Raw genomic sequence first — 21,485 nt, forward strand, 5'->3', positions numbered from 1 at the left:
ACGGCATTTAAGATAGTTGCAGATGCGACTAATTTGATAGTCGCTTACTTGTCTTCCCAGAGAGAGCCATGAATTTGGATGCGCGCGAACTGGCAGCCACCTTCGACCTCGAACGGCTGACGCCGGAATTCTATGCCAACCCCTACCCGACCTATCGCGCGCTGCGTGAGACCGAGCCGGTCAAGCGGCTGCCGAACGGCGCGTACTTTCTGACCCGCTACGACGATCTGGTTGCGGCCTACAAGAATACCAAGGCCTTCTCATCGGACAAGAAGAAGGAGTTCTCGCCGAAATACGGTGCCTCCCTGCTCTACGAGCACCACACCACGAGCCTCGTCTTCAACGATCCCCCGGCCCATACCCGCGTCCGGCGGCTGATCATGGGTGCGCTGTCGCCGCGCGCGATCGCCGGCATGGAGCCCGATCTGGTCCGGCTGGTGGACCGCCTGCTCGACGCCATCACCGTCAAGCGCAAGGTCGACCTGATCGACGACTTTGCTGCCGCGATCCCGATCGAGGTGATCGGCAATCTGCTCGACGTGCCCGAGGACGAGCGCGAGCCCTTGCGCGACTGGTCGCTGGCCATCCTCGGTGCGCTGGAGCCGGTGGTTAGCCCGGACGCCTTCGCCCGCGGCAACAAGGCGGTGCAGGACTTCCTTCTCTATCTCGAGGGGCTGGTGGCGCGGCGGCGGGCCAAGCCCGGCAACCCCGATCGCGACGTGCTGACACGACTGATTCAGGGTGAAGACAATGGCGAGCGGCTGACGGAGAAGGAACTGCTGCACAACTGCATCTTCCTGCTCAATGCCGGCCATGAGACCACCACCAATTTGATTGGCAACGGGCTGGTGGCGCTGTCGGTACACACTGGCGAGAAACAGCGGCTGATCGAAAATCCCGCACTGATCAAGACCGCGGTCGAGGAAATGCTGCGGTTCGAAAGCTCGAACCAGCTCGGCAACCGCATGACCGTCGAGCCGTTCGAACTCGGCGGCGTCGCGTTGCCCGCGGGCACGCCGGTGACGCTGTGCATCGGCGCCGCCAACCGCGATCCCGCGCAGTTCGCCGATCCCGAACGTTTCGATATTGGCCGCACGCCGAACCGGCATCTCGCCTTCGGCACCGGCGCGCATCAATGCGCGGGAATGGCGCTGGCACGGCTCGAAGGCGCGGTTGCGATCTCGCGCTTCCTGGCACGGCTTCCGGATTACGCGATCAGCGGTGAACCCGTGCGCGGCGGTCGGGTCAGATTCCGCGGGTATTTGAGCGTGCCTTGCGCGGTCAGCTAGGGGTGCGACGAATTGCACCAGCCCAGCGCCGCAAAATCGAAATGCAAGCCATAGATCCCAAGCGAACGATTTCTGCGCGTGCGCGTTGACATTTCCGGGCGACGAAGCAGGGAGTTGCGATCATGCTTCCACGCGGCGTTCGTGTTACGGCGCTTTTTCTTGGTGTGTCGGCGATCGCGGTGAGCACTGGCCATGATCCCGCACGCGGCGCCACGTATTGCCGCGCCACCGCGACCAGCCGCGCCACACGTTGCGGGGCCACGCCCCGAGATCCATCGTGCCGCGCCGCCGCAGCAACCGGCGATGACGAGACACCCCGAGCCGCGCATCGCTACACCATCGAGCACATCACCCGCTGCCGGCGCGCGACCGTCGCGAAAGGAACAGATCGAAACGCTGGCGCAGCAGCGTGAGCAGCGCGTCCAGCAGCGGACACAAATGGTGCAGGAGCGGCAGCGTGACATGCTGTCGCGCCAAAGCACAGCGCGGCAGAGCCGCATCGATCGTTTGCAACAGCGCGTGCAGCAATTGCAGTCGCAAAAGCCGGAAGGTCGCCGGGCGCAACGCGTGCAGGAACGGTTGCTGCAGACTCAAAACCACCTGCTCCAGCGCGAACAACGGCTACAGCAAGGCGATCAGGCACGCCTGCAGCGGCTGGGACCGCGGCCTGCCGCTGAAGAACGAACCGCGGCTGCAGCTGCAGCCCGCGGGCGATTTGCCGCGCACTTCCGCAATAATGATGCGCTGCAAGCCCAGGCAGCGCTCACCGCCCGGGAGAACCGCTGGGCTCCCCGCCACGCCTGGCGGCGCGGCCATCGCGCCGCGTTTGTAGCGTGGCTCGGTCCGGTGTTCTGGCCCTATGCCTATTCCGATATCTTCAACTATACCTTCTGGCCCACCGCCTACGACCCCGGCTATTGGGCCTACGCTTACGATGATTTCGTCGACACAGTGTTCTGGGGCGCGGACAGCCCGTATTCCGCTTACGCTAGATATCCTGAACCAGGCGCAGCGGTCACGGATTCTCAAGCGCGCGGACGCGCTAGCGCGAGCGCGCAGACTATCCGGCAATTGTGCGGAGATCCGGATAAGGGCGTGACCGCCTGGCCGATCGCGGAAATCACGCGGGCAGTACGGCCGACGCCCGAGCAGCGCGCCCTGCTCGATGAACTGAAAGCCGCTGCGGCAAAGGCTGCCGACGCGTTCAAGGAATCCTGTGTCGATTCCTATGCGATGACGCCACCCGGTCGCCTGCGGGCGATGACGAACCGCGTCAGCGCAACGCTCAACGCGGTAAGGATCGTGCGTCCGGCACTTGAGGCGTTTTACAATTCGCTGAACGACGAGCAAAAGGCGCGTTTCAACGCGCTCGGCCCCAACGTCGGCGAGCATTCGCAACAGCAACCGCAACAGGCATCGAACGCTCAAACCGAGGGCTGCGGCGAACCGAAATCCGGTCTCACGCAGCTACCGATCGAGCGGATCGAGGCCGTGATACATCCGGCAGGTAAGCAAAAGGAAGCACTCGACCGCTTGGGCACGGCGACGAAGAATGCGGTTGAAAAATTGCAGGCCGCCTGCCCCGACGACGTACCGCTCACACCGCTCGGCCGGCTGGAGGCGATGGAAAAGCGGCTCGACGCCATGCTGCAGGCATCCGCGCTGGTGCAGCCGGGATTGGATGAGTTCTATGCCGTGCTGAGCAACGAGCAGAAGGCGCGCTTCAATACGCTGCAGCAGACCGCAAGCCCCTGACCGCAACTTTGACCCCGATCCTCTTGAAGAGGTGATCGAATGAAGCAATGGCACTTCATCATGCTTCTTGCCTGGCCAACGTCCAGCAGGCAAGACGTACCTGTGCGGCGCCGTAATCGGATATTCCTGATAGGGACATTGAGCGCAGTAGCGTACTTGCTTCCATCGCCTTCCGCGCTCCCTCAGGCATCCCAAGGCGCCGAGGACCCCTCAGGGCAACAGGCATTCAACAATGCCTGCCGGACATGTCACATGGTGAGAGAGGGCGACAATCGGCTCGGCCCTAACCTGTACAAGGTTGTTGGACGGAAAGCAGGATCGCTGCCGGACTACGGGTTTTCCAGCGCGATGAAGGAGGCCGGTTTCGTCTGGGATGAGGAAAAGCTCGATCGCTTCATTGCAAACCCCGATGAGGTCGTACCCGGCAACAGCATGAAGCCGTTTGGTGGCCTCGCATCGAGCGGCGATAGAAAAAAGATCATCGCCTTCCTTGCTCAATCGCGATGACGCGGCGGCCTCAGTCGGTGAAGATGGGGGCGACCAAGCCTCCTCCGTCATTTGACCATGCGCGCCGATGCCAAGGCGCGTTCCATCGCCTGCGTTACAACGACCGCGGAGCGTTCGTCGAGATGGACGCCGTCCGCCCAGCGCAACTCGCTCCGATTCACTTCGACAGGCAACCATCGCTTCATATCGGGAAACGCCGCGTGAACGATCCCCCGCGTGGTCGCTGCAAAGCGCGAGCCTTCAATCGCTTCGGAATATGGTAGCTCGAACAGGAACACCCGCGCGCCGCGCTGCTCCATTTGCCGGATCAATTCCCCAATTCGCTTCACGTTGAGCCGGGCGGCATCCGTCGGATCCTCCGCATCGAATTGCTGCAGCGCGCGATCGGCATAGATCCGGTTGTCGAAATCGCCCGGCGGCTGCGCGACCAATCGGCGCAGGTCGAGCGCAACCTGCTCATAGGTCAGCGGCGCATGACGCAGCTGCTCATAGGCGGCCACCGCGGCCCGCACCGGGCGAAAGAAAAACGGCTCGGTGTCACCGCGCGAGTAACGTTCGACCAGCGCGGCATCGGTGGGACGGGCGAGAACATTCGCCTCGACCAGAATGAATTTCGGGAGCTGAGGCTGGTTCGCAACGATCTCCAGCCCGGTGACCGGAGAGCCCCCGGCAAGCGCCAGATTCCGCAAGCCGCGCGTTGCAAAATATTCCTCCTTGAGGCGGAACGTGATCGAACTGCCCACCAGCACGGTAGCAGGCACCGGTTCGCGCAAGTAACGGCTCAGGGTGATCAGCGTGCCGTCCCGCGTCGTCGTCGCCGGCATTTGTAGCCCGCCGCCGAAGCGCACGGTGGCGAAACCGCAGGCGATCAGGACAATCGCTGCGCCAGTACCGCATTTCACCAACCAACGAATGGTAGACATTTTTTTCTCGTCGCTAGAACTGGAAGTAGATGAACGACGTTTCAGCGCCAGCCTCCAGATACATCAGCGCAGCCATCGCGCCGTAGAGATATGGCTCCGCCCAGCGAAGTCTTCCCTCGAGCAGCGGAAGGAAACCAAGGTGCTGAATCATGACCGGCAGTGAATAGAGCAGCGCCAGGCTGTAGAACAGCTTGGTCGGGTTGGGATTTGTGCTCGGCACAAACATGCCCGTGAGGTAACCGACCGCATGATCGAAGTTCGGCAGCTTGAAGAAAATCCAGAGCATGGTGACGCAGACAAAAACGACCGTCATCTGCGCCGCTCGAAACACCGCAAAGTCGATCGACGCCAGGCGCGCCAACAAGGGGCGTTCGAGCACCAGCAGCAGGCCGTGCAACAAACCCCACATCAGATAGCCTAGCCCGGCGCCGTGCCAGAGGCCGCCCAATCCCATCACGATCATCAGGTTCAAATAGGTCCGCCACAAGCCGTGGCGATTGCCGCCGAGCGGGACGTAAAGATAGGTCCGCAGCCAGGTCGATAGCGAGATATGCCAGCGCGCCCAGAATTCGGAGAAGGAGGTCGAGATGTAGGGAAGATTGAAGTTGATCGGCAGGCGGTAGCCGAACAGGAGACCAAGCCCGATCGCAATCGCGGAATAGCCGAAAAAGTCCGCATAGATCTGATAGCTGTAGAGGAAAACGAGCAACCAGCGATCCTGCGTCTGCAGCGTCTCATAGAGCGGGAAGCTCATGTAAGACGTCATTTCATTGAGGTTGTTCGCAACGTAGAGCTTGAAGAAAAATCCGGTCAGGATCCACTTCGCAACCTCAACAAACGGTACATCCGCGATATATTTCGGATTGATCTGCGGCATGAACATTTCGGCGCGCGTGATCGGGCCTGAAACCAGCTGCGGAAAGAAGATGATGTAGAGGAAGACGCCCGCCAGCGTCGGCGGCGCCGCCTTCTGCCGGGTCAGATCGACCAGCAGACTGATGTTGTGGAAGACAAAAAATGAAATGCCGATCGGCAGCGGCAGCTTCAGCAGGAAATCAAGCGGTGCGAAGTCGACCAGGCTGGGGGACGCCGGATCAATGAACAGCAGCTTGTATTTGAAGAACGCGAGCAGCGCGAGGTTGAAGGCGATGCCGACTGGAAGCCAGGCCTGCCGGTTTCGCAATGCCAGGACCAGGAAGAGGTAGGTTCCAAAAACCGCGACGGCCAGCAGCGCCAGCAGTTCAGGTTGGCCATAGCCGTAAAAGAACAGGCTCGCGAAAACGAGTAGCTGGACCTGAAATACTCGCAGGGCCGGCAGGTAATAGGCCGCAAATACGATCGCGGTGAAGACGCCGAACTGCCAGGAAGTGAAAGTCATGCCGCCCCAACGGTAGTTGGGGGAAGCTCTAGCATCTCGACGTGGGAGGGCCTAGCCGAAACCGGGATTGCCGGGTCGCAGCAGGCCGCTCGATTCTGGCCTAGTGCACGGGAATTCTAATTTCCAGCGGTGTTGAAGCGGGAGAGATCGCAATCGCGTTCGGCGTATTTCACGCGGCGCAGGCCGTCGCGGTCTTCGATCACGGTCGGCCGGCAACGCGCGCTCCAGGCGGCCTGGGCGGCTTCATCGGCCTTCAGCTCTTCCGCTGTCCGGGACACGATCTTCACGGTGCCGCCGCCGCCGACGTAGAAATTGGTTTGCTGGCTGGGAAGCAGCGGCGCGCCGGGGGCAGCGGCGGCAGCGGCCTTGGCATCCGCTGCAGCCTGCGCCGCGCGAGCGGCATCAGCGGCGTGGCCGTGATCCATCGCGAACTGCGCGGACGCGGACGATACCGAAGCGAGGACAATCGAGATTGCGATGAAGACGCGCATGGACACTGCCTCTTGAAATGAATGCCGAACGTCAGGAATGCCCGGCAAGCATTGAGGCGGCGTAAAGCGGCGTGACTAACCGGGCCGCAATTTGGTCGATAAAGATTTAGCGGTCTTTCGGGCGCGGCAAGGCGCCATAATTCATCGAGCCAGCGGGCTCGGAATGCTTCTCGCTGGTCGCGAGGCGCGAAAGCGCGTTACTCGCTGCGGCCGAACTCGCAGCCCTTGCGGGCGTAAAGCAGGCGGACGACGCCTTCATCGTCATAGGTGCGCTTCGGCTTGCAGAACGCTTCCCACTTTTCGATGCTGGCGCGCCTGGCCTTTTCGTCTTCCTGATCCTGCGCCGCGTTGCGCACCGGATCGTCCACGTAGGACGTCGTGCACACACTTCCATAGAACTTGCTGTGGGTGCAGCGTTCCACGGTCTGCCAGGCCTGCGCCGATGTCGACAGCAGGGCGAGGGTCGCAATTGCGTAAAGGATTTTCATGTTGTCGCTCCGCTCGCGGAGACGTTCTCCGTGCGGTGTAGCTAGCGCCGGAGTCCGTAGAGGCGCAACGGTAACCCTTTGTTAAGCTAAATACCCTCAACAAAGGTTAAATCTGGAACTGGCATCCTGTCGCGTTCTGCTACGCCATTCGAAAAATAGCGCCGGGCCAGTTCGGCGACGAGACAACATCGTCCATCGATGACACAGTGAGCGCGCGACTAACGCTCGCCCCTGCTACACCACAGTCCGGTGCCGCTCGATGCAAGTCTTCAAGACTTCATCCATCGACTTGTTCCACCAGTCGTTGGAAAAAATTTCGATCTCGGAATAGCCGACAAAGCCCTGCGCCTCGACGGCCGATCGCACAGATGTGATGTCGATGACGCCGTCACCCATCATGCCGCGATCGTTGAGGATATCTTTTGTCGGCACCAGCCAGTCGCAGACGTGAAACGCCAGCAAGCGATCCTTTCCCGCGCGCGCGATCTGCGGCATCAATTCCGGATCCCACCAGATGTGATAGACGTCGAGCGCGACGCCGAGCGCGCCGGTGCGCTGCGGATCGAGTTGGTCGCAGATATCCAGCGCCTGCTTCGTCGTGTTCACGCAGGCGCGGTCCGCGGCATAGGCCGGGTGCAAGGGCTCGATCGCGAGCGGCATGTTGGCCTGTTTGGCGTACTCCATCATTTCGGCGATGGCGTCACGGACCTGCGCGCGCGCGGCCACGATGTCTTTCGAGGCAACGCTTCCCGGCCGCGAATACTGCGGCAGGCCACCGACGACCAGAACGATACAGGGCGCGCCAAGCGCCTTGGCTTCATCGATGGCGCGGCGATTGTCGTCGCGCGCCTCGATGCGGCGCGCCGCATCCGCCGTGAACATGCCGCCTCGGCAATAGCCCGATAATTCCAGCCCGGCGTCGCGTACCGCCCGCACCGCACAGTCGAGGCCTATGGCCGCCACCTGATCGCGCCAGGGATCGATGGCGCGGATGCCATGCCGCGCGCAGGCCTCGACGATGGCTGTGAGGTCGCCCTGCTTGCGGACCGTCGCCGTGTTCAGCGACAGCCAGCGATGGTCGGAAGAAAAATCGCGCATCAGGGCTCGATGCCGCGCGTTGCCAGCATTGTCTTCATGCGCCGCGTCGCCAGTTCGGGGTTGGAGAGCAGCCCGGCCTTGTCGGCCAGACGAAACAGTTCCGCCAGATGCAGCGTCGAGCGCGTGCTCTCCTGCCCGCCGACCATGGTGAAATGGTTCTGATGGCCGTTGAGCCACGCCATGAACACGATGCCGGTCTTGTAGAACCGCGTCGGCGCCCGGAAGATGTGGCGCGACAGCGGTACCGTCGGCCCCAGCACATCGTGGAAGCCAGCCTCGTCGCCGGCAGCCAGCCGCGACAGCGCATAGGACGCCGCCGGCGCGATGGCGTCGAAGATGCCGAGCAGCGCGTGCGAAAAACCCTTCGCGTCGCCGGCAATCAATTCGGCGTAGTTGAAATCGTCGCCGGTATACATCTTGACGTTCTTGTCGAGACGCCGGCGCATGTCGATCTCGCGCTGCTTGTCGAGCAGCGAGACTTTTACACCATCGACCTTGGCGGCGTTGGCGTTAATGATGGCAACCACTATGTCCATCGCCTTGTCGAGGTCTGCCGTACCCCAATAGCCCGCCAGCGCCGGGTCGAACATGTCGCCGAGCCAGTGGATGATCACGGGCTCGCGGACCTGGCCCAGCACGCGATTATAGACGCTTGCGTAGTCGTCGGCGCTGCGGCCGAGCTTTGCCAGCGCACGCGAGGCCATCAGGATGATGCGGCCGCCAGCCTTTTCGACCGCGGCGATCTGTTCTTCGTAAGCATGGATCACGTCATCGATGGACTTCGCATCTTCGACCGCGAGGTGGTCGGTGCCGGCACCGGAAAACACCAGCGCATTGCCCTTTGCCTTCGCCGCCTTCACCGAACGCTGGATCAATTCCAGCGAGGTCGGCCAGTCCAGCCCCATGCCGCGCTGCGCGGTGTCCATCGCTTCGGCGACGCCGAGGCCGAGGTCCCAGATGTGCTCGCGGAACGCAATGGTCCGATCCCAGTCGATAGCGGATGTTAGCCACGGGTCGTTATCCGCGAATGGATCGGCCACCACATGGGCGGCAGAGAACGCCACGCGGTTGAGCGTGCCTTCGAGCTTCGCCGGAAACATCCGCGACGCCGCCAGGCGATAGGTTTCGATCGAACGATCCGCCATCGGCAATTTCAGCGACAGCGAAGACATCGGCAAGACTGGCTTGTTCATGGCTAGGCCTCCTCACACCTTGATCGGGGCGACGTCGATCCAGCGCCGCTCGCGCCAGCTCTGCAACGCGCATTCGGCAAGCTGCACGCCCTTGGCGCCTTCCAGCAGCGTGAACTTGTAGGGCGCATCCTCGCAGACGTGGCGGATGAACATCTCCCACTGCTCCTTGAAACCGTTGTCGTAGACGACGTTTTCCGGAACCTTCTGCCAGTCGGCGTAGAAATCATGGGTGCGCTTCTCGTCCGGATTCCATACCGGCCGTGGCGTCGCCTGCCGGGCCTGGATCACGCAATCGGTCAAGCCCGCCACCGCCGAGCCGTGGGTGCCGTCGACCTGGAAAGTCACGAGGTCGTCGCGGTAGACCCGCGTCACCCAGCTCATGTTGATATGCGCGATCACGCCGCCCTTGAGGCGGAAGGTGGCGTAGGCGGAGTCATCGGCGGTCGCCGTGTACTTCTTGCCCTTCTCGTCGAAACGTTCGGGGATATCTGTCGTGCCGAGACAGGAGATGCTCTCGACCTCGCCGAAGAGATTGTCGAGCACGTAGCGCCAGTGACAGACCATGTCGAGGATGATGCCGCCGCCGTCCTCGCTGCGATAGTTCCACGACGGCCGCTGCGCCTCCTGCCAGCCGCCTTCGAACACCCAATAGCCGAACTCGCCACGCACCGAGAGCATGCGCCCGAAAAAACCGGAATCGCGCAGGAAGGCGAGTTTCTTCAGGCCCGGCAAAAACAGCTTGTCCTGAACCGTGCCGTGCTTGAGCCCCTTGGCGTTGGCGAGCCGCAGCACCGCAACCGCCTCGTCCAGATTGGTCGCAATCGGCTTTTCGCAATAGACATGCTTGCCGGCGTTGATCGCCTTGGTCAGCAGCGAGGGACGCGCCTGCGTGGTGGCCGCGTCGAAGAAGATCGTATCGTCCTTCGCGGCCAGCGCCTTGTCGAGATCGGTCGACCAGCGCTCGACGTTGAAGCGCTTGGCAAGGCGCTCGACTTTGTCGGCGTCGCGGCCGATCAGGATCGGATCAGGCAGCATGCGGTCGCCGTTGGACAGCAGCACGCCGCCCTGGTCGCGGATCGCGATGATGGAGCGGATCAGGTGCTGGTTGAGCCCCATCCGGCCCGTCACACCGTTCATGATCAGGCCGAGGCGTTTGGTCGTCATACTGCTTTCTCCAAAGGAATTCTGGCTGTGGGCTGCTCGAGCGGCGACATCGCCGACCAGTCTGGATGTACTGAAGTGGCGAAGCCCGGTGCCGTCAGCGATCCCGTCAGGAGATCGCCGTCATGGATCGCGAGCCGAATTTTGTTGCCATCGCGCGCGTAGAGATCGGGATGCGCGGACAAAAATGCCTCTGCCTCAGTAGCGGGCGTGTCGCCAAAACCGTCGACGTAATGATGGCCGTTGCGCTCGGCATGGGTGACGCCGATCAGCGCGCCGAGCGCCAGATCCTGCTGCACCGCCAATCCCGCCTGGCAGGTCAAGTCCTCGCCCGCGACGAAGCATTTTTCGCCGGCGGCGCTCCATTTGGCCGCGCGGGTCGCGTTGATCACCGACTTGTAGATGCCCTTGCAGGATTTCGAGGAGATACCGCGATAGCCGAGCGCCCGCGCGATCGGAAACGCATCGTAGGAGTCGTCAGCCTCGTCGACGATGAAATCGCGACGTGCCAGCGCGCCGAGCGGCGATTGGCGGGTGATGTCGCGCGGCATCGGCTGTTCGATATACAAGAGCTTTGCCGTGATCGGCCGCAACACCGCCTCGCGGTCGAGCCGGTCGACCAGCGCGCTCAAAGCAGCGAGGTCGGCATATTGTTCATTGGCGTCGAGCGTCACGCGATAGTCGTAGGGCAGCGTGGCGAGTTCCTTGCCGATCCTGATCAGGCGATCCGCATCGTGTGCGGGATCGCCGTTGAGCTTGAGCTTGAAATAGCGCGCCCCGGCGTTTTCTCTGATGTCGGCGACACCGCCCTCGCCTTCGACCTTGTCGTCCATGCCGACCGTGTGCCGGATCGCCACGCGCTCCCGCCGCCTGCGGCTCGCAAGAAACTGCGGCGCGTCGACATCAGTCAGATCGCGCGACAACCGCGCATCGATGCCGGCGACATTGGCCGCCATACCATCAAAGAAGTTGGTCCCAATACAGCGCAGCAGCGCATCCAGGATCGCCTTGTCGATTTCGGCTGGTCCGTAGGCCGCGGCCAGCGGCGGAATGTCTTCCGTGCCGCAGGCCTCGATCTGCGCGCCGATACAGGCGGCATGCAGGCCGAACGCCGTCTCGAAGCCGGAATGCGTCAGATAAATATTTCGCGCGATCAACAGCGAGCGCCGCAGCTCGGTAACCGTTTCTTCGGGCGCCAGCTGCGGCCGCTTATCGAACCATTTTGGCACCAGGAATTCGGCGCCGGCGCCAGTGGCCGTACCCTTACCTTCGACCTCGATCTCGACGCGCACAAAGGCCTGCGGCGTCGCGTTGATGACGACCGCGCCGAACCGGAACGGCCGGGCGAAGCTGACCGGACGCTCAAAGAAGGCAATGTCCTTTACGGCCAAGCGATACGGCATCAAGCCAGCTTTCAGTCCAGCGCACTTTGGGTGAAGAAATGCTTGCGTATCCGCTGCACCAGTTCGGTGAAGGCGGGATCAGCCATCGCGTCCAGCGAGCGCGGGCGCGGCAGCGGCACGTCGTAGATCGCCGCGATCGCGCCGGGACGCTCGGTCATGACCAGCACGCGGTCGGCGAGGAACACGGCTTCCGGTATAGAATGCGTGATCAGCAAGACGGTCTTGCCGGTCTCGCGCTGAATGCGCATCAGCTCGACATTCATCCTCTCGCGCGTCATGGCGTCGAGCGCGCCGAACGGCTCGTCCATCAGCATGATCTTGGGATCGTGCACCAGCGCTCGGCAGATCGAAGCGCGCTGCTGCATGCCGCCCGAAAGCTGCCAGGGCAGTTTCTTCTCGAACCCTTCGAGGCCAACCAGCTTTAGCAGCGCTTTCGCCCGCGGCAGATATTCGTCGCGCGGCAGCTTCTTCATGTCGATCGGCAGCATTACGTTGGAAAGGATGTTGCGCCATGGCAGCAGCAGCGCGTTCTGGAACACGATGCCGACATTACCGTGCGGTTTTGTAACTTGCTCGCCTTCGACGAGAATCTCACCGGTCGAAGGCGGGAGCAGGCCCGAAATCATCTTCAGCAGCGTGGACTTGCCGCAGCCGGACGGGCCGACCACGACAAAGAACTCGCCTTCGTTGATGTGGAAATCCAGCGGCCGCAGCGACGGCACATCGCCGTCGCGCGAGCGATAGGTTTTCGAGACGCCCGACAGCGTGATGCCCGACGCCGCGCCGCCGGTACGATCCGACACCAGGCGCAGATGCGCGCCCGGTGCGCCGAAGTCGGATGGTTTGGTCGCGGGGTTCATGAGAAAGGCCCCCTCCACCCGTCGTCCCTGCGAACGCAGGGACCCATACGCCGTGCCCTTCGGTTCGGGCACGGGGGTAGAGACCTTCTGCAACAATGCAGGCCGGTGGCTATGGGTCCCTGCGTTCGCAGGGACGACGATAGATACGTCATTAGTCTGCTCACGAACCGCCCTGCGGCAGGTAGTCGTTGGTGTAAAACGCCTTCGGATTATCCTTGGCCTTGGCATCCAACCCGCCATATTCGACCATCAGATTGACCGTATCGGTCATGTTCTGATCGGTGACCTGGAACGGCCGCTTGTTCCTGGTTTCCGGCGTGCGGTAGAGCGGGATCGTCAGCTCAAACCCCTGCGTCAGCGTTTCGATCTTGCCGCCCTTCGGGTTGGCGTCGAGGATCGACTGCGCGGCGCCTTTCGGATCCTTCTCGGCGGCTTCGACTGCTTTCGTCGTCGCCGACATGAAGCGCTTGACGAGATCGGCATTGGCCTTGACGAAGTCGGTGTTGGCGACGACGCCCGAGCAGACCATGTTGATGCCGTAGTCGGCGAACTTGATGGCATTCACGTCCTTGCCGGTGGCGTCCTTGATCTTCATCGACTGGTCCATGACATAGCCGAGCAGAAGGTCAGCCTGGCCGTTGATGACGGCGTTCAGCTTGGTCTGGCCGTCACCGGCGACCGTCTGGAAGTCGCTTTCCTTGAGGCCGGTCTTCTTCAGGAACAGTGGCCAGATCTGCGTCATCGAGTCAGCCGGCGTGATCGCCACCGTCTTGCCCTTGATGTCCTCGGGCTTCTTGATGTTCTTTTCGACAAACCCCATTGCCGACATCGGGCTGGTCTGCAGCAGCACGCCGGTGGCGGTGATCGGCGCACCCTTCACCGCGGCGCGCATCATGGTGGGCACGTCGACATAGCCGAAATTGGCGGTCTTCGCCGCTACCGCCTGCGTGGTCGCCGCCGAGCCGCGGCCTTCCTGGATTTCGAGGTCGATGCCCTCGGCGGCATAGATGCCCTTGGCCTTGCCATAATAGAACGGCGCGTGCTCGCCATAGACGTACCAGTTCAGCATCAGCACGACCTTGTCTGCTGCCGATGCCGGAAGCACCGAAAGCGCAGTCCAGATCAAGGCGGCGGAGATCGCCGCTGTCGTTCGCATCATTGTCTTCCTCCCGTTTTGCTTCGTCATTGCGAGCGAAGCGAAGCAATCCATTCCTCCACTTGCGGCGCTATGGATTGCTTCGCTGCGCTCGCAATGACGTCATCTGTTGGTGTTTCCAGTAATAAATCTTTACGAAGCAAAAATGATGTCGTCGCGCTGGCTGACATGCCAGGGGATCACGAGACGCTCGATGCGGTCGACGACCCAGAACAGAACCACGCCGAGCAGCGCCAGGATCACCAGCGCGGCAAACATCGTCGGCAGATCGAACGTTCCGATCGAGCGCTGCATCACGTAGCCGATGCCGGAATTGGAGCCGACGAACTCGCCGACCACGGCACCGACCACCGCCAGCGTGATCGAGACTTTCAGCCCCGAAAAGATAGCCGGCATCGCATGCGGCAGGTTGACGGCGCAGAACACGCGGAAACGGCTACCCTGCATGGCGCGGGCGAGATCGACCATGTCAGGGTCGACCGATTTGAAGCCCTGCACCGCCGACACCACGACGGGGAAAAACCCCAGCAGGAACGCCGAGATCACCTTCGGGATGATGCCGAAGCCGAACCACACCACGAACAGCGGCGCGATCGCGATTTTCGGCACCGATTGAGAGAACACCAGCAGCGGATAGACGTAGCTTTCCACCGTCTTCGAGCCCGCGATCAGCATGGCGACGGGAATGCCGAACAGCGCTGACAGCAGAAAGCCGCAGATGGTGGCGTAGGTGGTCGGCCAGGCCTGCCGCAACAGTTCCGGCCACTCCGTCCGCAGCACCGCCACGACATCGCCGGGCGCGGGGATCTGGTAGGCCGGAATCTGGAACAGGCGGATGGTGAGGTCCCAGGCCACCACGATGAACAGCAGGAACAAAAACGGCCGCACCCACGCAGCATTCAGCGCTTTCGACACGCCACTCTCGCGCTTCAGCTCCGCCACATCCCGCTCCCTGTGATCGTCTTTTTCGGGGAAGAAATTAACCCGTTGGATAAATACTGGCAAGCGGGTTTTGGCGCTGCAATTTGCGACTGCCGCCGTCGTTCCTGCGAAAGCAGGAACCCATAGCCACCGGCGTCAATTGTCAGAGTAAGATCAAGGACTACCGCCTCAAATCGAAAGGCCGCGGCGTATGGGTCCCGGCGTTCGCCGGGACGACAGAATCAAACCGGCTGATGCGCCGGGGACCGCACGCCTGATAATGCCGGCTTGCCGAAATCCGCGGTCGACTTTCCCGTCAGCGCCGCCAGCACCAGCGCCACCATGTGGGCGAGACGTTCGTCCCTCGCCTCCTTCTTCAGGAGGTCGCGGCCGAAGATCACGGAGAGAGTGGCGCTGTTGGAGAGATAGAAGAAGCACAGCGCGGCGATCGAGATGTAAAGCTGGACCGGATCGACGGCAACGCGAAAATCGCCGCTTTCGACACCGCGCGTCACCACGGTGCGGATCATCTCGACGAACGGCGAATGCATCGATTTGACCTTGGTGGAGCGCTTCAGATGGCGGGCCTTGGCGAGATTTTCGGTGTTGAGCAGCGCCAGAAATTCCGGGTTGCGGAGGAAGTAGTTCCAGGTGAAGTCGATCAGCCGTTCGATCGCCTCGGGCGGATCGAGATGTTCGAGATCGAGTTCGCGCTCCTCGGAACGGATCTTGTCATAGGCGCCTTCCAGCACCGCGAGATAGAGGTCTTCCTTGTTGCCGACGTGGTAGTACAGCATGCGCTTGTTGGCGCCGGCGTTTGCCGCAATGCGGTCGACGCGTGCGCCGGCCAGGCCATGGGCGGCGAATTCCTGCTTGGCGGCCTCGAGAATGCGAAGCCGCATCCCCTCGGGGTCGCGCTGCCATTTCTGAACGCGTTTTGCCTTTGCCAAATTAGTCGCCCGATGATTGCATCAGGCAAGCTGTAGCATGCAGGGAAGCGTTTGAGAACGTGGGATGCATTATCCCCGTCATTGCGAGCGCCAGCGAAGCAATCCAGAGGCCACAAAGCAAGATGGATTGCTTCGTCGCTGGCGCTCCCTTGCGCAAACGCTTCGCGTTTGTCGCAGGCAATGACGGCTGGGTCAGTCGGCAGCGGTTGGCTTCCCAGCCGACGGCTGCACCAGCAGGGTCGGCACGCCGCACGTGCCGCTGCGCACCGTCATCACCCGCGTCCCCGGCTTGCGGCCGGTGCGGACTTCCGAGACGTCGACACCGGCCTGAGTCAGCCGCGCATGGGTGGCGTCGATGTCGGCGACGCGCCAGCACAGGCCGCGCAGCCGGTCCTGAAGTTTGTCCGGCGACGTATCCGTCTCCTTGCCCGGCCGGTGCGTAACCTCGACAATCAAGTCGCCGCAGCGGAAGAACATCAGCCGGCCCCAATCGGGGTGCGATCGGTCGAGCGCCATGTCGAGGCCGAGCCGCGCACCATAGAGGGCGGCTGCGCGTTCGGGGTCCGACGTCGAGACCACGACATGGTCCATCGCCATGATCGATCCGACGCTCGTTGGGACCGAGAGCGGGCGCTCCTTGTCCCGCTCGAGGAAGAACAGGCGCACGCCGCGCGTGGCCTCCGCGGCCGTCCGCGTGCGCTTCCAGGTGAGCGTCGCACCTGAGATCGCGTCGCGGCTTTCGACCTCGGCAACGGGCTCCGGCTTCAGCGTCAGCCGATCGAGTCTGTGGTGCGTCTTGGCGATGTCGCTGGTTCGGAAGCAGATACTCGCCAGCCCCTCGCCTTCTGCGGCAAACACCGCGCGAATACGGTCCGCATTCGCGCCCTCGCCGCTCGGCGCCACCAATTCCAGCGTCGTGTTATCGAGCGTGAACAGAACGCGGTCGGCGCCGTCGCCGCCGTACTGCCAGGCCGGTGCACGGGCAAACAAGGTCTGGTAGGCGGCGGCCGCCGCGTTGATGTCGCCGGTGAGAACGACGACGTGATCGAGGCCGGTGATCACGGGAAGAGGCCTCGCGTGTTCTTGGCAGCGCGGACCTTTTCCACGCCGATCGCCATCGCTGCGGTGCGATGCGGAATCGTGTCGGCATTGGCACGCTGCACCATCTGATCGAAGGCACGATCGAGAATCGCATATTCGCGCCGCGTCACCTCCTCTTCCTCCCAGAACAATTGTTGCAGGTCCTGCACCCACTCGAAGTAGCTGACCACGACGCCGCCGGAATTGCAGAGAATGTCGGGAATCAGGAACACTTCGCCCTGGCGCTTTTCCAGTACCAGATCGGCATCCGGCGTGGTCGGGCCATTGGCGCCCTCGGCCAGCACCCGGCATTTCAGGTTTTCCGCGACCTTCGCGTCGATCACCCGCTCCATCGCCGCCGGCACCAGCACGTCGCAGGGCAGCGTCAGGATTTGCTCGGGATCGAAGGCCAACTGGTTGGAGTAACCGGCGATGCTGCCATGCGCGCCCGCGTGCCGCATCAACGCGGGAATATCGAGCCCGGCCGGATCGTGCAGCGCGCCGGTGTGATCGCTGACCGCGACGATCTTCAACCCGTATTGATGCAGCTCCAGCGCGGCATAGGAGCCGACATTGCCAAAGCCCTGGATGACGGCCGTGGCGGTGCCTGGATTGATCGACAGCTCCTTCAGCACGCGCCTGGCGAGATAGGCCACACCGCGACCGGTCGCTTCGCGGCGGCCAAGCGTGCCGCCCGACGATACCGGCTTGCCGGTGACGATCTCGGTCACGGTTTGGCCCTGGTACATCGAATAGGTGTCCATGAACCAGGCCATCACCTGCTCATTGGTGCCCATGTCCGGCGCCATCACGTCGGTGTGCGGGCCGACGAAGGGAATCATCTCCTGCATGTAGCGCCGCGACAGCGCTTCCAGTTCGCGTTTGGAGATGGTGGAGAGATCGACATTGACGCCGCCCTTGGCGCCGCCGTAAGGCAGCCCGACCAGCGCGCATTTCCAGCTCATCCAGATCGCAAGTGCTGCAACTTCGCCGATGTCGACGGAGGGCGCGAATCGCGTTCCCCCCTTGGTCGGGCCGAGGGTGAGGTGATGCTGCACCCGGTAGCCTTCGAACACTGCGACCGTGCCGTCATCGCGGTGAATCGGACAGGAAACGGTGATGGCTCGCTTCGGCATCAGGATACGGTCGCGTTCGTCCATCGGGATTTCGAGATGGTTGGCGATCACACCAAACTGGTTCACCGCCATGTCGAACACCGGACCGGAATAAACGGTCATCATTTCCTCCACTTTTGTCGCGTTGCTGGGAAACCCGGACGGCCGTCAGCCGTTATACGACGGTATGCCCCAGCCCCCTTAAGGACGGTCGCAGTCTCCTCTATACTCCCATCTCAAGCTGCAAAGACGGCACGGTTGCGAATAATTTCAGCGAATGCATTCGATAACCAGTGCTAATGTAGCGCGCCGGGCCGGGATCACCCATCAGCTCATGACGGAAAACGAATGCAGGCCCTCTTCATCGGACAGACCTATATCGACGTCACCTTCATCACCGACCACATGCCGACCGGCGACGAAAAACATGTGGCCTCCGCCTACGCGGTGTCCTTTGGCGGCAATGCCGTCACCGCGGCGTTCTGCTGCGCCAAGCTCGGCATCGTGCCCGACCTGATCGCGACCATCGCCAACGACTGGCTCGGCCGCATGTTTCAGGACATGGCGGCGAAATACGGAATCTCGATCCATCCGCGCAAGGTCAATTCCTCCTCGCTGTCCTTCATCATGCCAAAGGACGGCAAGCGCGCCATCGTGCGCTGCCGCGACGACGAGCATATCCATCCCTTTCCGATGCTGAATTTGAAGGGCTGCCGCGCGCTGCATGTCGATGGCCATCAGCCGGATGCCGCGATCCACTACGCAAAACTATGCCGCGAGGATGGCATTCTGACCTCGCTCGACGGCGGCGGCCTGCGCACCAACACGCACGAGCTGTTGGAGTTCATAGACGTCGCCATCGTGGCCGAGCGGCTGTGCGAGCAGATGGACAAGACGCCGAACGCGATGCTGGACTATCTCAAGAGCCGCGGCTGCCGGGTCGGCGGCGTCACCATGGGCGAACAGGGCCTGCTCTGGTATGACGAGACCGGTGCGGTCCGCAAGCTACCGGCGCTGCCAATCGCAGGCGAGCGCGTGATCGATACCAACGGCGCCGGTGACGTATTTCATGGCGCTTACGTGTTTTCGTATCTCAACAATCCCTCGAAAGGCTGGCAGGACCATTTCGAGTTTGCGCGCGCGGCCTCGACCTATAAGATCCAGCGCCTCGGCAACGAGGCTGGATTGCCGGCGCTTGCCGATATCGATGCCGTCAAGCAGGAGTTCCAGATCGGGCGTAAGAAGGAATTTTGGGATTAGGCATCCTTGAGAAGCAATTTGGGGCGCGTCTTCGTCGCCGGCAGCATCAACATGGATGTGGTGGCGACAGCCAGCCGGCATCCCAGGGTCGGCGAGACCGTCGCCGGCAACGCCGTGCATTATTTTCCGGGCGGCAAGGGTGCGAACCAGGCGGTCGCCGCGGCGAAGCTGGGTGCATCGACCGCGCTGATCGGCCGGCTGGGCACAGATGCCTTCGGCCAGCAATTGCGGACATTCCTCGCCGCGCAAGGCGTCGACCTCGCGCTCGTCAAGGACACCGCCGGGACCCATAGCGGAACGGCCATCATCACCATCGCCGACGCCGACAACACCATCGTGGTCGTGCCTGGCGCCAACGCGCTCGTCAGTGCGGACGATGTTGCCGCTCCCGTGCTCGCCAAGGGTGATGTCGCTGTCAGCCAATTCGAAATTCCGCAAGCTACGATCGCCGCGTTTTTCGAGCGCGCGCGGGCGGCCGGCGCGACCACGATCCTCAATCCGGCGCCGGCCATCGCCTGTGGCCCGGAGTTGCTCGACCTCGTCGATATACTGATCCTCAATGAGACCGAGTTGGGGTTTCTTGCGCATACCGAGCTTCACGATGGCGACGCGCCTGATCGCTTCGTCGAGGCGGCGAGGCGCCTACAAACAGGCACGAACGGAATCATCTGCGTCACCTTGGGCAGGCGTGGCGTGCTTGCGCTTGTCGGCGGCGAGGCATTGATGATTGCCGGACGCGCGGTGAAGGCCGTGGATACGACCGGCGCCGGTGACTGCTTTGTCGGCGCCCTCGCCGCGCAGTTGGCGGGCGGCACGGCCATCCGCGACGCGCTCAACTACGCAAATGCGGCGGCATCGATCTCCGTGCAGCGGATGGGCGCTGCGCCATCGATGCCGATGGCGGCGGAAGTGGATGAGATACTGGCAAAACGCGCCTGACTTCGTAGGGTGGGCAAAGGAGCGATAGCGACGTGCCCACCATCTATCACCGAACTCGCTGCGAGATGGTGGGCACGCTTCGCTTTGCCCACCCTACGGAGCCTCAACCAAGCGCGCTCTTCAGGTCGAAGCTGCTGTCGGCCGCCTGCTCGGGTGTGATCGAGCCGTTGGCGGCAAGCAGGCGCCGTCCGAACATGTGGTCGCCAGCGCGGTTGACTGACTCGATGCCGACGAGTTGTCCGGCCTTGTAGCAAAAAGCGGAGAATGCGCCCGCGGCACGATCGCCGCGCACCACCACGCGGTCGTAGCCGGTGGTGAGCCCCACCATCTGCAGCTTGTCAGGGCCCTGATCGCTCCAGAACCAGGGCAAGCCGTCATAGGGCTTGGCATCGCCGGTCAGCCGGGCCGCGACGCAACGCGCGTGTTCGGTAGCGTTCTGCACCGACTCCAGCCGCAACGAGCCACCGAACCGCGGGCTTTCGTAAAGCGCGCAATCGCCGATCGCCGAGATGTTCGGATCGGAGGTCAGCAGATGCTCGTCGACCACGATGCCGGCCGCGACCTTCAGCCCTGCCTCCGCCGCCAATTCGACATTGGGCAGGACGCCGACGCCGACCACGATCAGATCGGCCTTGATATGCCGCCCGTCGCTGAGGCTTACACCGGTGACCGTGCTGCCGTCGCTCTCGATGCTTGTGACCTGCACCCCGAGATGAATCCGGATACCGGCCGCGGCGTGCCGCGACTGAAAGTGTTCCGAGATTTCCGCGGTCACCGCGCGCGCCATCACCCGCGGCGCGAGCTCGATGACGTCGACCTCGAGGCCCTTGGCCCGGGCGGTCGCCGCGAATTCCAGGCCGATGAATCCGGCGCCGATCACGATGACGCGCTGCCCCGGAGCGATGTAGTCGCGCAACGACTGGCTTTCGTCGAGCGTCCGCAAATAGCGCACGCTGTCGAGATTGGCGTTGGGAATATCGAGCAGACGGTTGCGCGCGCCGGTCGCCAGCACCAAATGGCCGTAATCGAGCGAAGCGCCGGAGGCGAGCAACACCTTGCGCGCTACGCGATCGATCGACACCGCGCGATCGGAGATCAGATCGATGTTCTGGTCGGAATAGAATTTTTCCGGCCGGAACATCAGGCTGTCGGGTCCGCCGGTCCCCTTCAGGTAGGCCTTGGATAGCGGCGGCCGCTGGTATGGCAGATGGCCTTCATCGTTCAACAGCGCGACGCGTGCGGAAAAGCCGTGCTGGCGCAGCGACATCGCAAGCTGAAAGCCTGCATGGCCCGCGCCGATGATGACAACCGGTCCTGCCGTCATGGGAACATCCTACGTTCAAGCACACGGGAATGACCCATGTTGTTTCCTCTCCACTGATTTTGGCTTGCCTGTCTCGTCCCCTGGGAGCGGCGCTCGTGTCCGCACTCCAAACGATGACAGGCCCCATCTGACCTCATGGCGCGAAGAGACGCAAGAGCATCTCTGGCCTCCTGAGGCCGGTTTGGGCCGTATTT

At 62.6% G+C, this 21,485-nt stretch carries 20 protein-coding genes; 5 read left to right on the forward strand and 15 right to left on the reverse strand.

The genetic code is table 11. The features are described 5' to 3' along the window. The first annotated feature begins 68 nt into the window (after positions 1 to 68). From V1283_RS23100 to V1283_RS23110, 3 genes are all read left to right on the forward strand, one after another. On the forward strand, positions 69 to 1,289 hold the full coding sequence (locus V1283_RS23100; RefSeq protein ID WP_334388771.1) for a cytochrome P450: 1,221 nt from the start codon (positions 69 to 71) through the stop codon (positions 1,287 to 1,289). A 303-nt stretch (positions 1,290 to 1,592) separates the two neighbouring features. Beyond that, complete coding sequence (locus V1283_RS23105; RefSeq protein ID WP_334388772.1) at positions 1,593 to 3,044, forward strand: Spy/CpxP family protein refolding chaperone; 1,452 nt, start codon at positions 1,593 to 1,595, stop codon at positions 3,042 to 3,044. A 39-nt stretch (positions 3,045 to 3,083) separates the two neighbouring features. After that, a complete protein-coding gene (locus V1283_RS23110) occupies positions 3,084 to 3,551 on the forward strand; it encodes a c-type cytochrome (protein ID WP_334388773.1) in 468 nt (155 codons plus the stop codon). Between the two features lie 47 nt (positions 3,552 to 3,598). Here the strand turns inward: V1283_RS23110 and V1283_RS23115 are convergent, their stop codons facing one another. The 14 genes from V1283_RS23115 to V1283_RS23180 all read right to left on the reverse strand — a co-directional run bounded on the left by V1283_RS23115 (position 3,599) and on the right by V1283_RS23180 (position 17,891). Next, positions 3,599 to 4,474: a hypothetical protein gene (locus V1283_RS23115; protein ID WP_334388775.1), complete on the reverse strand. Its 876-nt coding sequence runs from the start codon at positions 4,472 to 4,474 to the stop codon at positions 3,599 to 3,601. A gap of 13 nt (positions 4,475 to 4,487) precedes the next feature. Continuing rightward, positions 4,488 to 5,852: an MBOAT family O-acyltransferase gene (locus tag V1283_RS23120; protein ID WP_334388776.1), complete on the reverse strand. Its 1,365-nt coding sequence runs from the start codon at positions 5,850 to 5,852 to the stop codon at positions 4,488 to 4,490. 116 nt (positions 5,853 to 5,968) lie between these two features. Continuing rightward, positions 5,969 to 6,343 carry a hypothetical protein gene (locus tag V1283_RS23125; RefSeq protein ID WP_334388777.1) on the reverse strand — a complete coding sequence of 125 codons (375 nt, stop codon included), beginning with the start codon at positions 6,341 to 6,343 and terminating at the stop codon, positions 5,969 to 5,971. Positions 6,344 to 6,540: 197 nt separating this feature from the next. Then, on the reverse strand, positions 6,541 to 6,831 hold the full coding sequence (locus V1283_RS23130) for a hypothetical protein (RefSeq protein WP_334388778.1): 291 nt from the start codon (positions 6,829 to 6,831) through the stop codon (positions 6,541 to 6,543). A gap of 234 nt (positions 6,832 to 7,065) precedes the next feature. Then, positions 7,066 to 7,929, reverse strand: coding sequence for a sugar phosphate isomerase/epimerase family protein (locus tag V1283_RS23135; RefSeq protein ID WP_334388780.1), 864 nt, complete (start codon positions 7,927 to 7,929; stop codon positions 7,066 to 7,068). Beyond that, positions 7,929 to 9,122 carry a dihydrodipicolinate synthase family protein gene (locus V1283_RS23140; RefSeq protein ID WP_334388781.1) on the reverse strand — a complete coding sequence of 398 codons (1,194 nt, stop codon included), beginning with the start codon at positions 9,120 to 9,122 and terminating at the stop codon, positions 7,929 to 7,931. Before V1283_RS23140 ends, V1283_RS23135 begins: the two co-directional genes overlap by 1 nt. 12 nt (positions 9,123 to 9,134) lie before the next feature. Further along, positions 9,135 to 10,286, reverse strand: a complete 1,152-nt coding sequence (locus tag V1283_RS23145; protein WP_334388782.1) for a Gfo/Idh/MocA family protein — start codon at positions 10,284 to 10,286, stop codon at positions 9,135 to 9,137. Next, positions 10,283 to 11,686 carry a hypothetical protein gene (locus V1283_RS23150; protein WP_334388783.1) on the reverse strand — a complete coding sequence of 468 codons (1,404 nt, stop codon included), beginning with the start codon at positions 11,684 to 11,686 and terminating at the stop codon, positions 10,283 to 10,285. The genes V1283_RS23145 and V1283_RS23150 overlap by 4 nt, the downstream gene beginning before the upstream one ends. Positions 11,687 to 11,697: 11 nt before the next feature. Beyond that, positions 11,698 to 12,546 carry an ABC transporter ATP-binding protein gene (locus V1283_RS23155; RefSeq protein WP_334388784.1) on the reverse strand — a complete coding sequence of 283 codons (849 nt, stop codon included), beginning with the start codon at positions 12,544 to 12,546 and terminating at the stop codon, positions 11,698 to 11,700. 160 nt (positions 12,547 to 12,706) lie between these two features. Beyond that, positions 12,707 to 13,705: an ABC transporter substrate-binding protein gene (locus V1283_RS23160; protein ID WP_442895772.1), complete on the reverse strand. Its 999-nt coding sequence runs from the start codon at positions 13,703 to 13,705 to the stop codon at positions 12,707 to 12,709. 129 nt (positions 13,706 to 13,834) lie between these two features. Next, entirely contained in the window at positions 13,835 to 14,644 is an 810-nt protein-coding gene (locus V1283_RS23165; protein ID WP_334388785.1) for an ABC transporter permease, read from the reverse strand. A gap of 221 nt (positions 14,645 to 14,865) precedes the next feature. Then, positions 14,866 to 15,573 (reverse strand): TetR/AcrR family transcriptional regulator, encoded by a 708-nt coding sequence (locus tag V1283_RS23170; protein ID WP_334388786.1) that lies wholly within the window; start codon positions 15,571 to 15,573, stop codon positions 14,866 to 14,868. Between the two features lie 192 nt (positions 15,574 to 15,765). Then, positions 15,766 to 16,635, reverse strand: a complete 870-nt coding sequence (locus V1283_RS23175) for a VOC family protein (RefSeq protein ID WP_334388787.1) — start codon at positions 16,633 to 16,635, stop codon at positions 15,766 to 15,768. Next, complete coding sequence (locus V1283_RS23180; RefSeq protein WP_334388788.1) at positions 16,632 to 17,891, reverse strand: Glu/Leu/Phe/Val family dehydrogenase; 1,260 nt, start codon at positions 17,889 to 17,891, stop codon at positions 16,632 to 16,634. Before V1283_RS23180 ends, V1283_RS23175 begins: the two co-directional genes overlap by 4 nt. Before the next feature lie 225 nt (positions 17,892 to 18,116). Between V1283_RS23180 and V1283_RS23185 the strand changes: the two genes are divergently transcribed. Together V1283_RS23185 and V1283_RS23190 are read left to right on the forward strand one after the other, a co-directional pair. Then, the gene (locus V1283_RS23185) at positions 18,117 to 19,028 is read left to right on the forward strand and encodes a sugar kinase (protein ID WP_334388789.1); all 912 of its coding nucleotides are present in this window, start codon (positions 18,117 to 18,119) and stop codon (positions 19,026 to 19,028) included. Between the two features lie 18 nt (positions 19,029 to 19,046). Continuing rightward, positions 19,047 to 19,967, forward strand: a complete 921-nt coding sequence (locus tag V1283_RS23190) for a ribokinase (RefSeq protein WP_334393150.1) — start codon at positions 19,047 to 19,049, stop codon at positions 19,965 to 19,967. 103 nt (positions 19,968 to 20,070) lie between these two features. Here V1283_RS23190 and V1283_RS23195 read toward each other — a convergent pair whose 3' ends face one another. Continuing rightward, positions 20,071 to 21,291 carry an NAD(P)/FAD-dependent oxidoreductase gene (locus V1283_RS23195; protein ID WP_334388790.1) on the reverse strand — a complete coding sequence of 407 codons (1,221 nt, stop codon included), beginning with the start codon at positions 21,289 to 21,291 and terminating at the stop codon, positions 20,071 to 20,073. Positions 21,292 to 21,485 lie beyond the last annotated feature (194 nt).

Origin of the sequence: Bradyrhizobium sp. AZCC 2262, from assembly GCF_036924535.1 — a bacterium.
Classification (GTDB): Bacteria; Pseudomonadota; Alphaproteobacteria; order Rhizobiales; family Xanthobacteraceae; genus Bradyrhizobium.

Coding starts and splice junctions, on each gene's coding strand:
- V1283_RS23185 (WP_334388789.1), top strand. CDS start 18,117: ATGCAGGCCCTCTTCATCGGACAGACCTATATCGACGTCACCTTCATC.
- V1283_RS23140 (WP_334388781.1), bottom strand. CDS start 9,122: ATGAACAAGCCAGTCTTGCCGATGTCTTCGCTGTCGCTGAAATTGCCG.
- V1283_RS23105 (WP_334388772.1), top strand. CDS start 1,593: ATGACGAGACACCCCGAGCCGCGCATCGCTACACCATCGAGCACATCA.
- V1283_RS23130 (WP_334388778.1), bottom strand. CDS start 6,831: ATGAAAATCCTTTACGCAATTGCGACCCTCGCCCTGCTGTCGACATCG.
- V1283_RS23180 (WP_334388788.1), bottom strand. CDS start 17,891: ATGACCGTTTATTCCGGTCCGGTGTTCGACATGGCGGTGAACCAGTTT.
- V1283_RS23110 (WP_334388773.1), top strand. CDS start 3,084: ATGAAGCAATGGCACTTCATCATGCTTCTTGCCTGGCCAACGTCCAGC.
- V1283_RS23160 (WP_442895772.1), bottom strand. CDS start 13,705: ATGATGCGAACGACAGCGGCGATCTCCGCCGCCTTGATCTGGACTGCG.
- V1283_RS23100 (WP_334388771.1), top strand. CDS start 69: ATGAATTTGGATGCGCGCGAACTGGCAGCCACCTTCGACCTCGAACGG.
- V1283_RS23195 (WP_334388790.1), bottom strand. CDS start 21,291: ATGACGGCAGGACCGGTTGTCATCATCGGCGCGGGCCATGCAGGCTTT.
- V1283_RS23150 (WP_334388783.1), bottom strand. CDS start 11,686: ATGCCGTATCGCTTGGCCGTAAAGGACATTGCCTTCTTTGAGCGTCCG.
- V1283_RS23145 (WP_334388782.1), bottom strand. CDS start 10,286: ATGACGACCAAACGCCTCGGCCTGATCATGAACGGTGTGACGGGCCGG.
- V1283_RS23125 (WP_334388777.1), bottom strand. CDS start 6,343: ATGCGCGTCTTCATCGCAATCTCGATTGTCCTCGCTTCGGTATCGTCC.
- V1283_RS23155 (WP_334388784.1), bottom strand. CDS start 12,546: ATGAACCCCGCGACCAAACCATCCGACTTCGGCGCACCGGGCGCGCAT.
- V1283_RS23120 (WP_334388776.1), bottom strand. CDS start 5,852: ATGACTTTCACTTCCTGGCAGTTCGGCGTCTTCACCGCGATCGTATTT.
- V1283_RS23135 (WP_334388780.1), bottom strand. CDS start 7,929: ATGCGCGATTTTTCTTCCGACCATCGCTGGCTGTCGCTGAACACGGCG.
- V1283_RS23115 (WP_334388775.1), bottom strand. CDS start 4,474: ATGTCTACCATTCGTTGGTTGGTGAAATGCGGTACTGGCGCAGCGATT.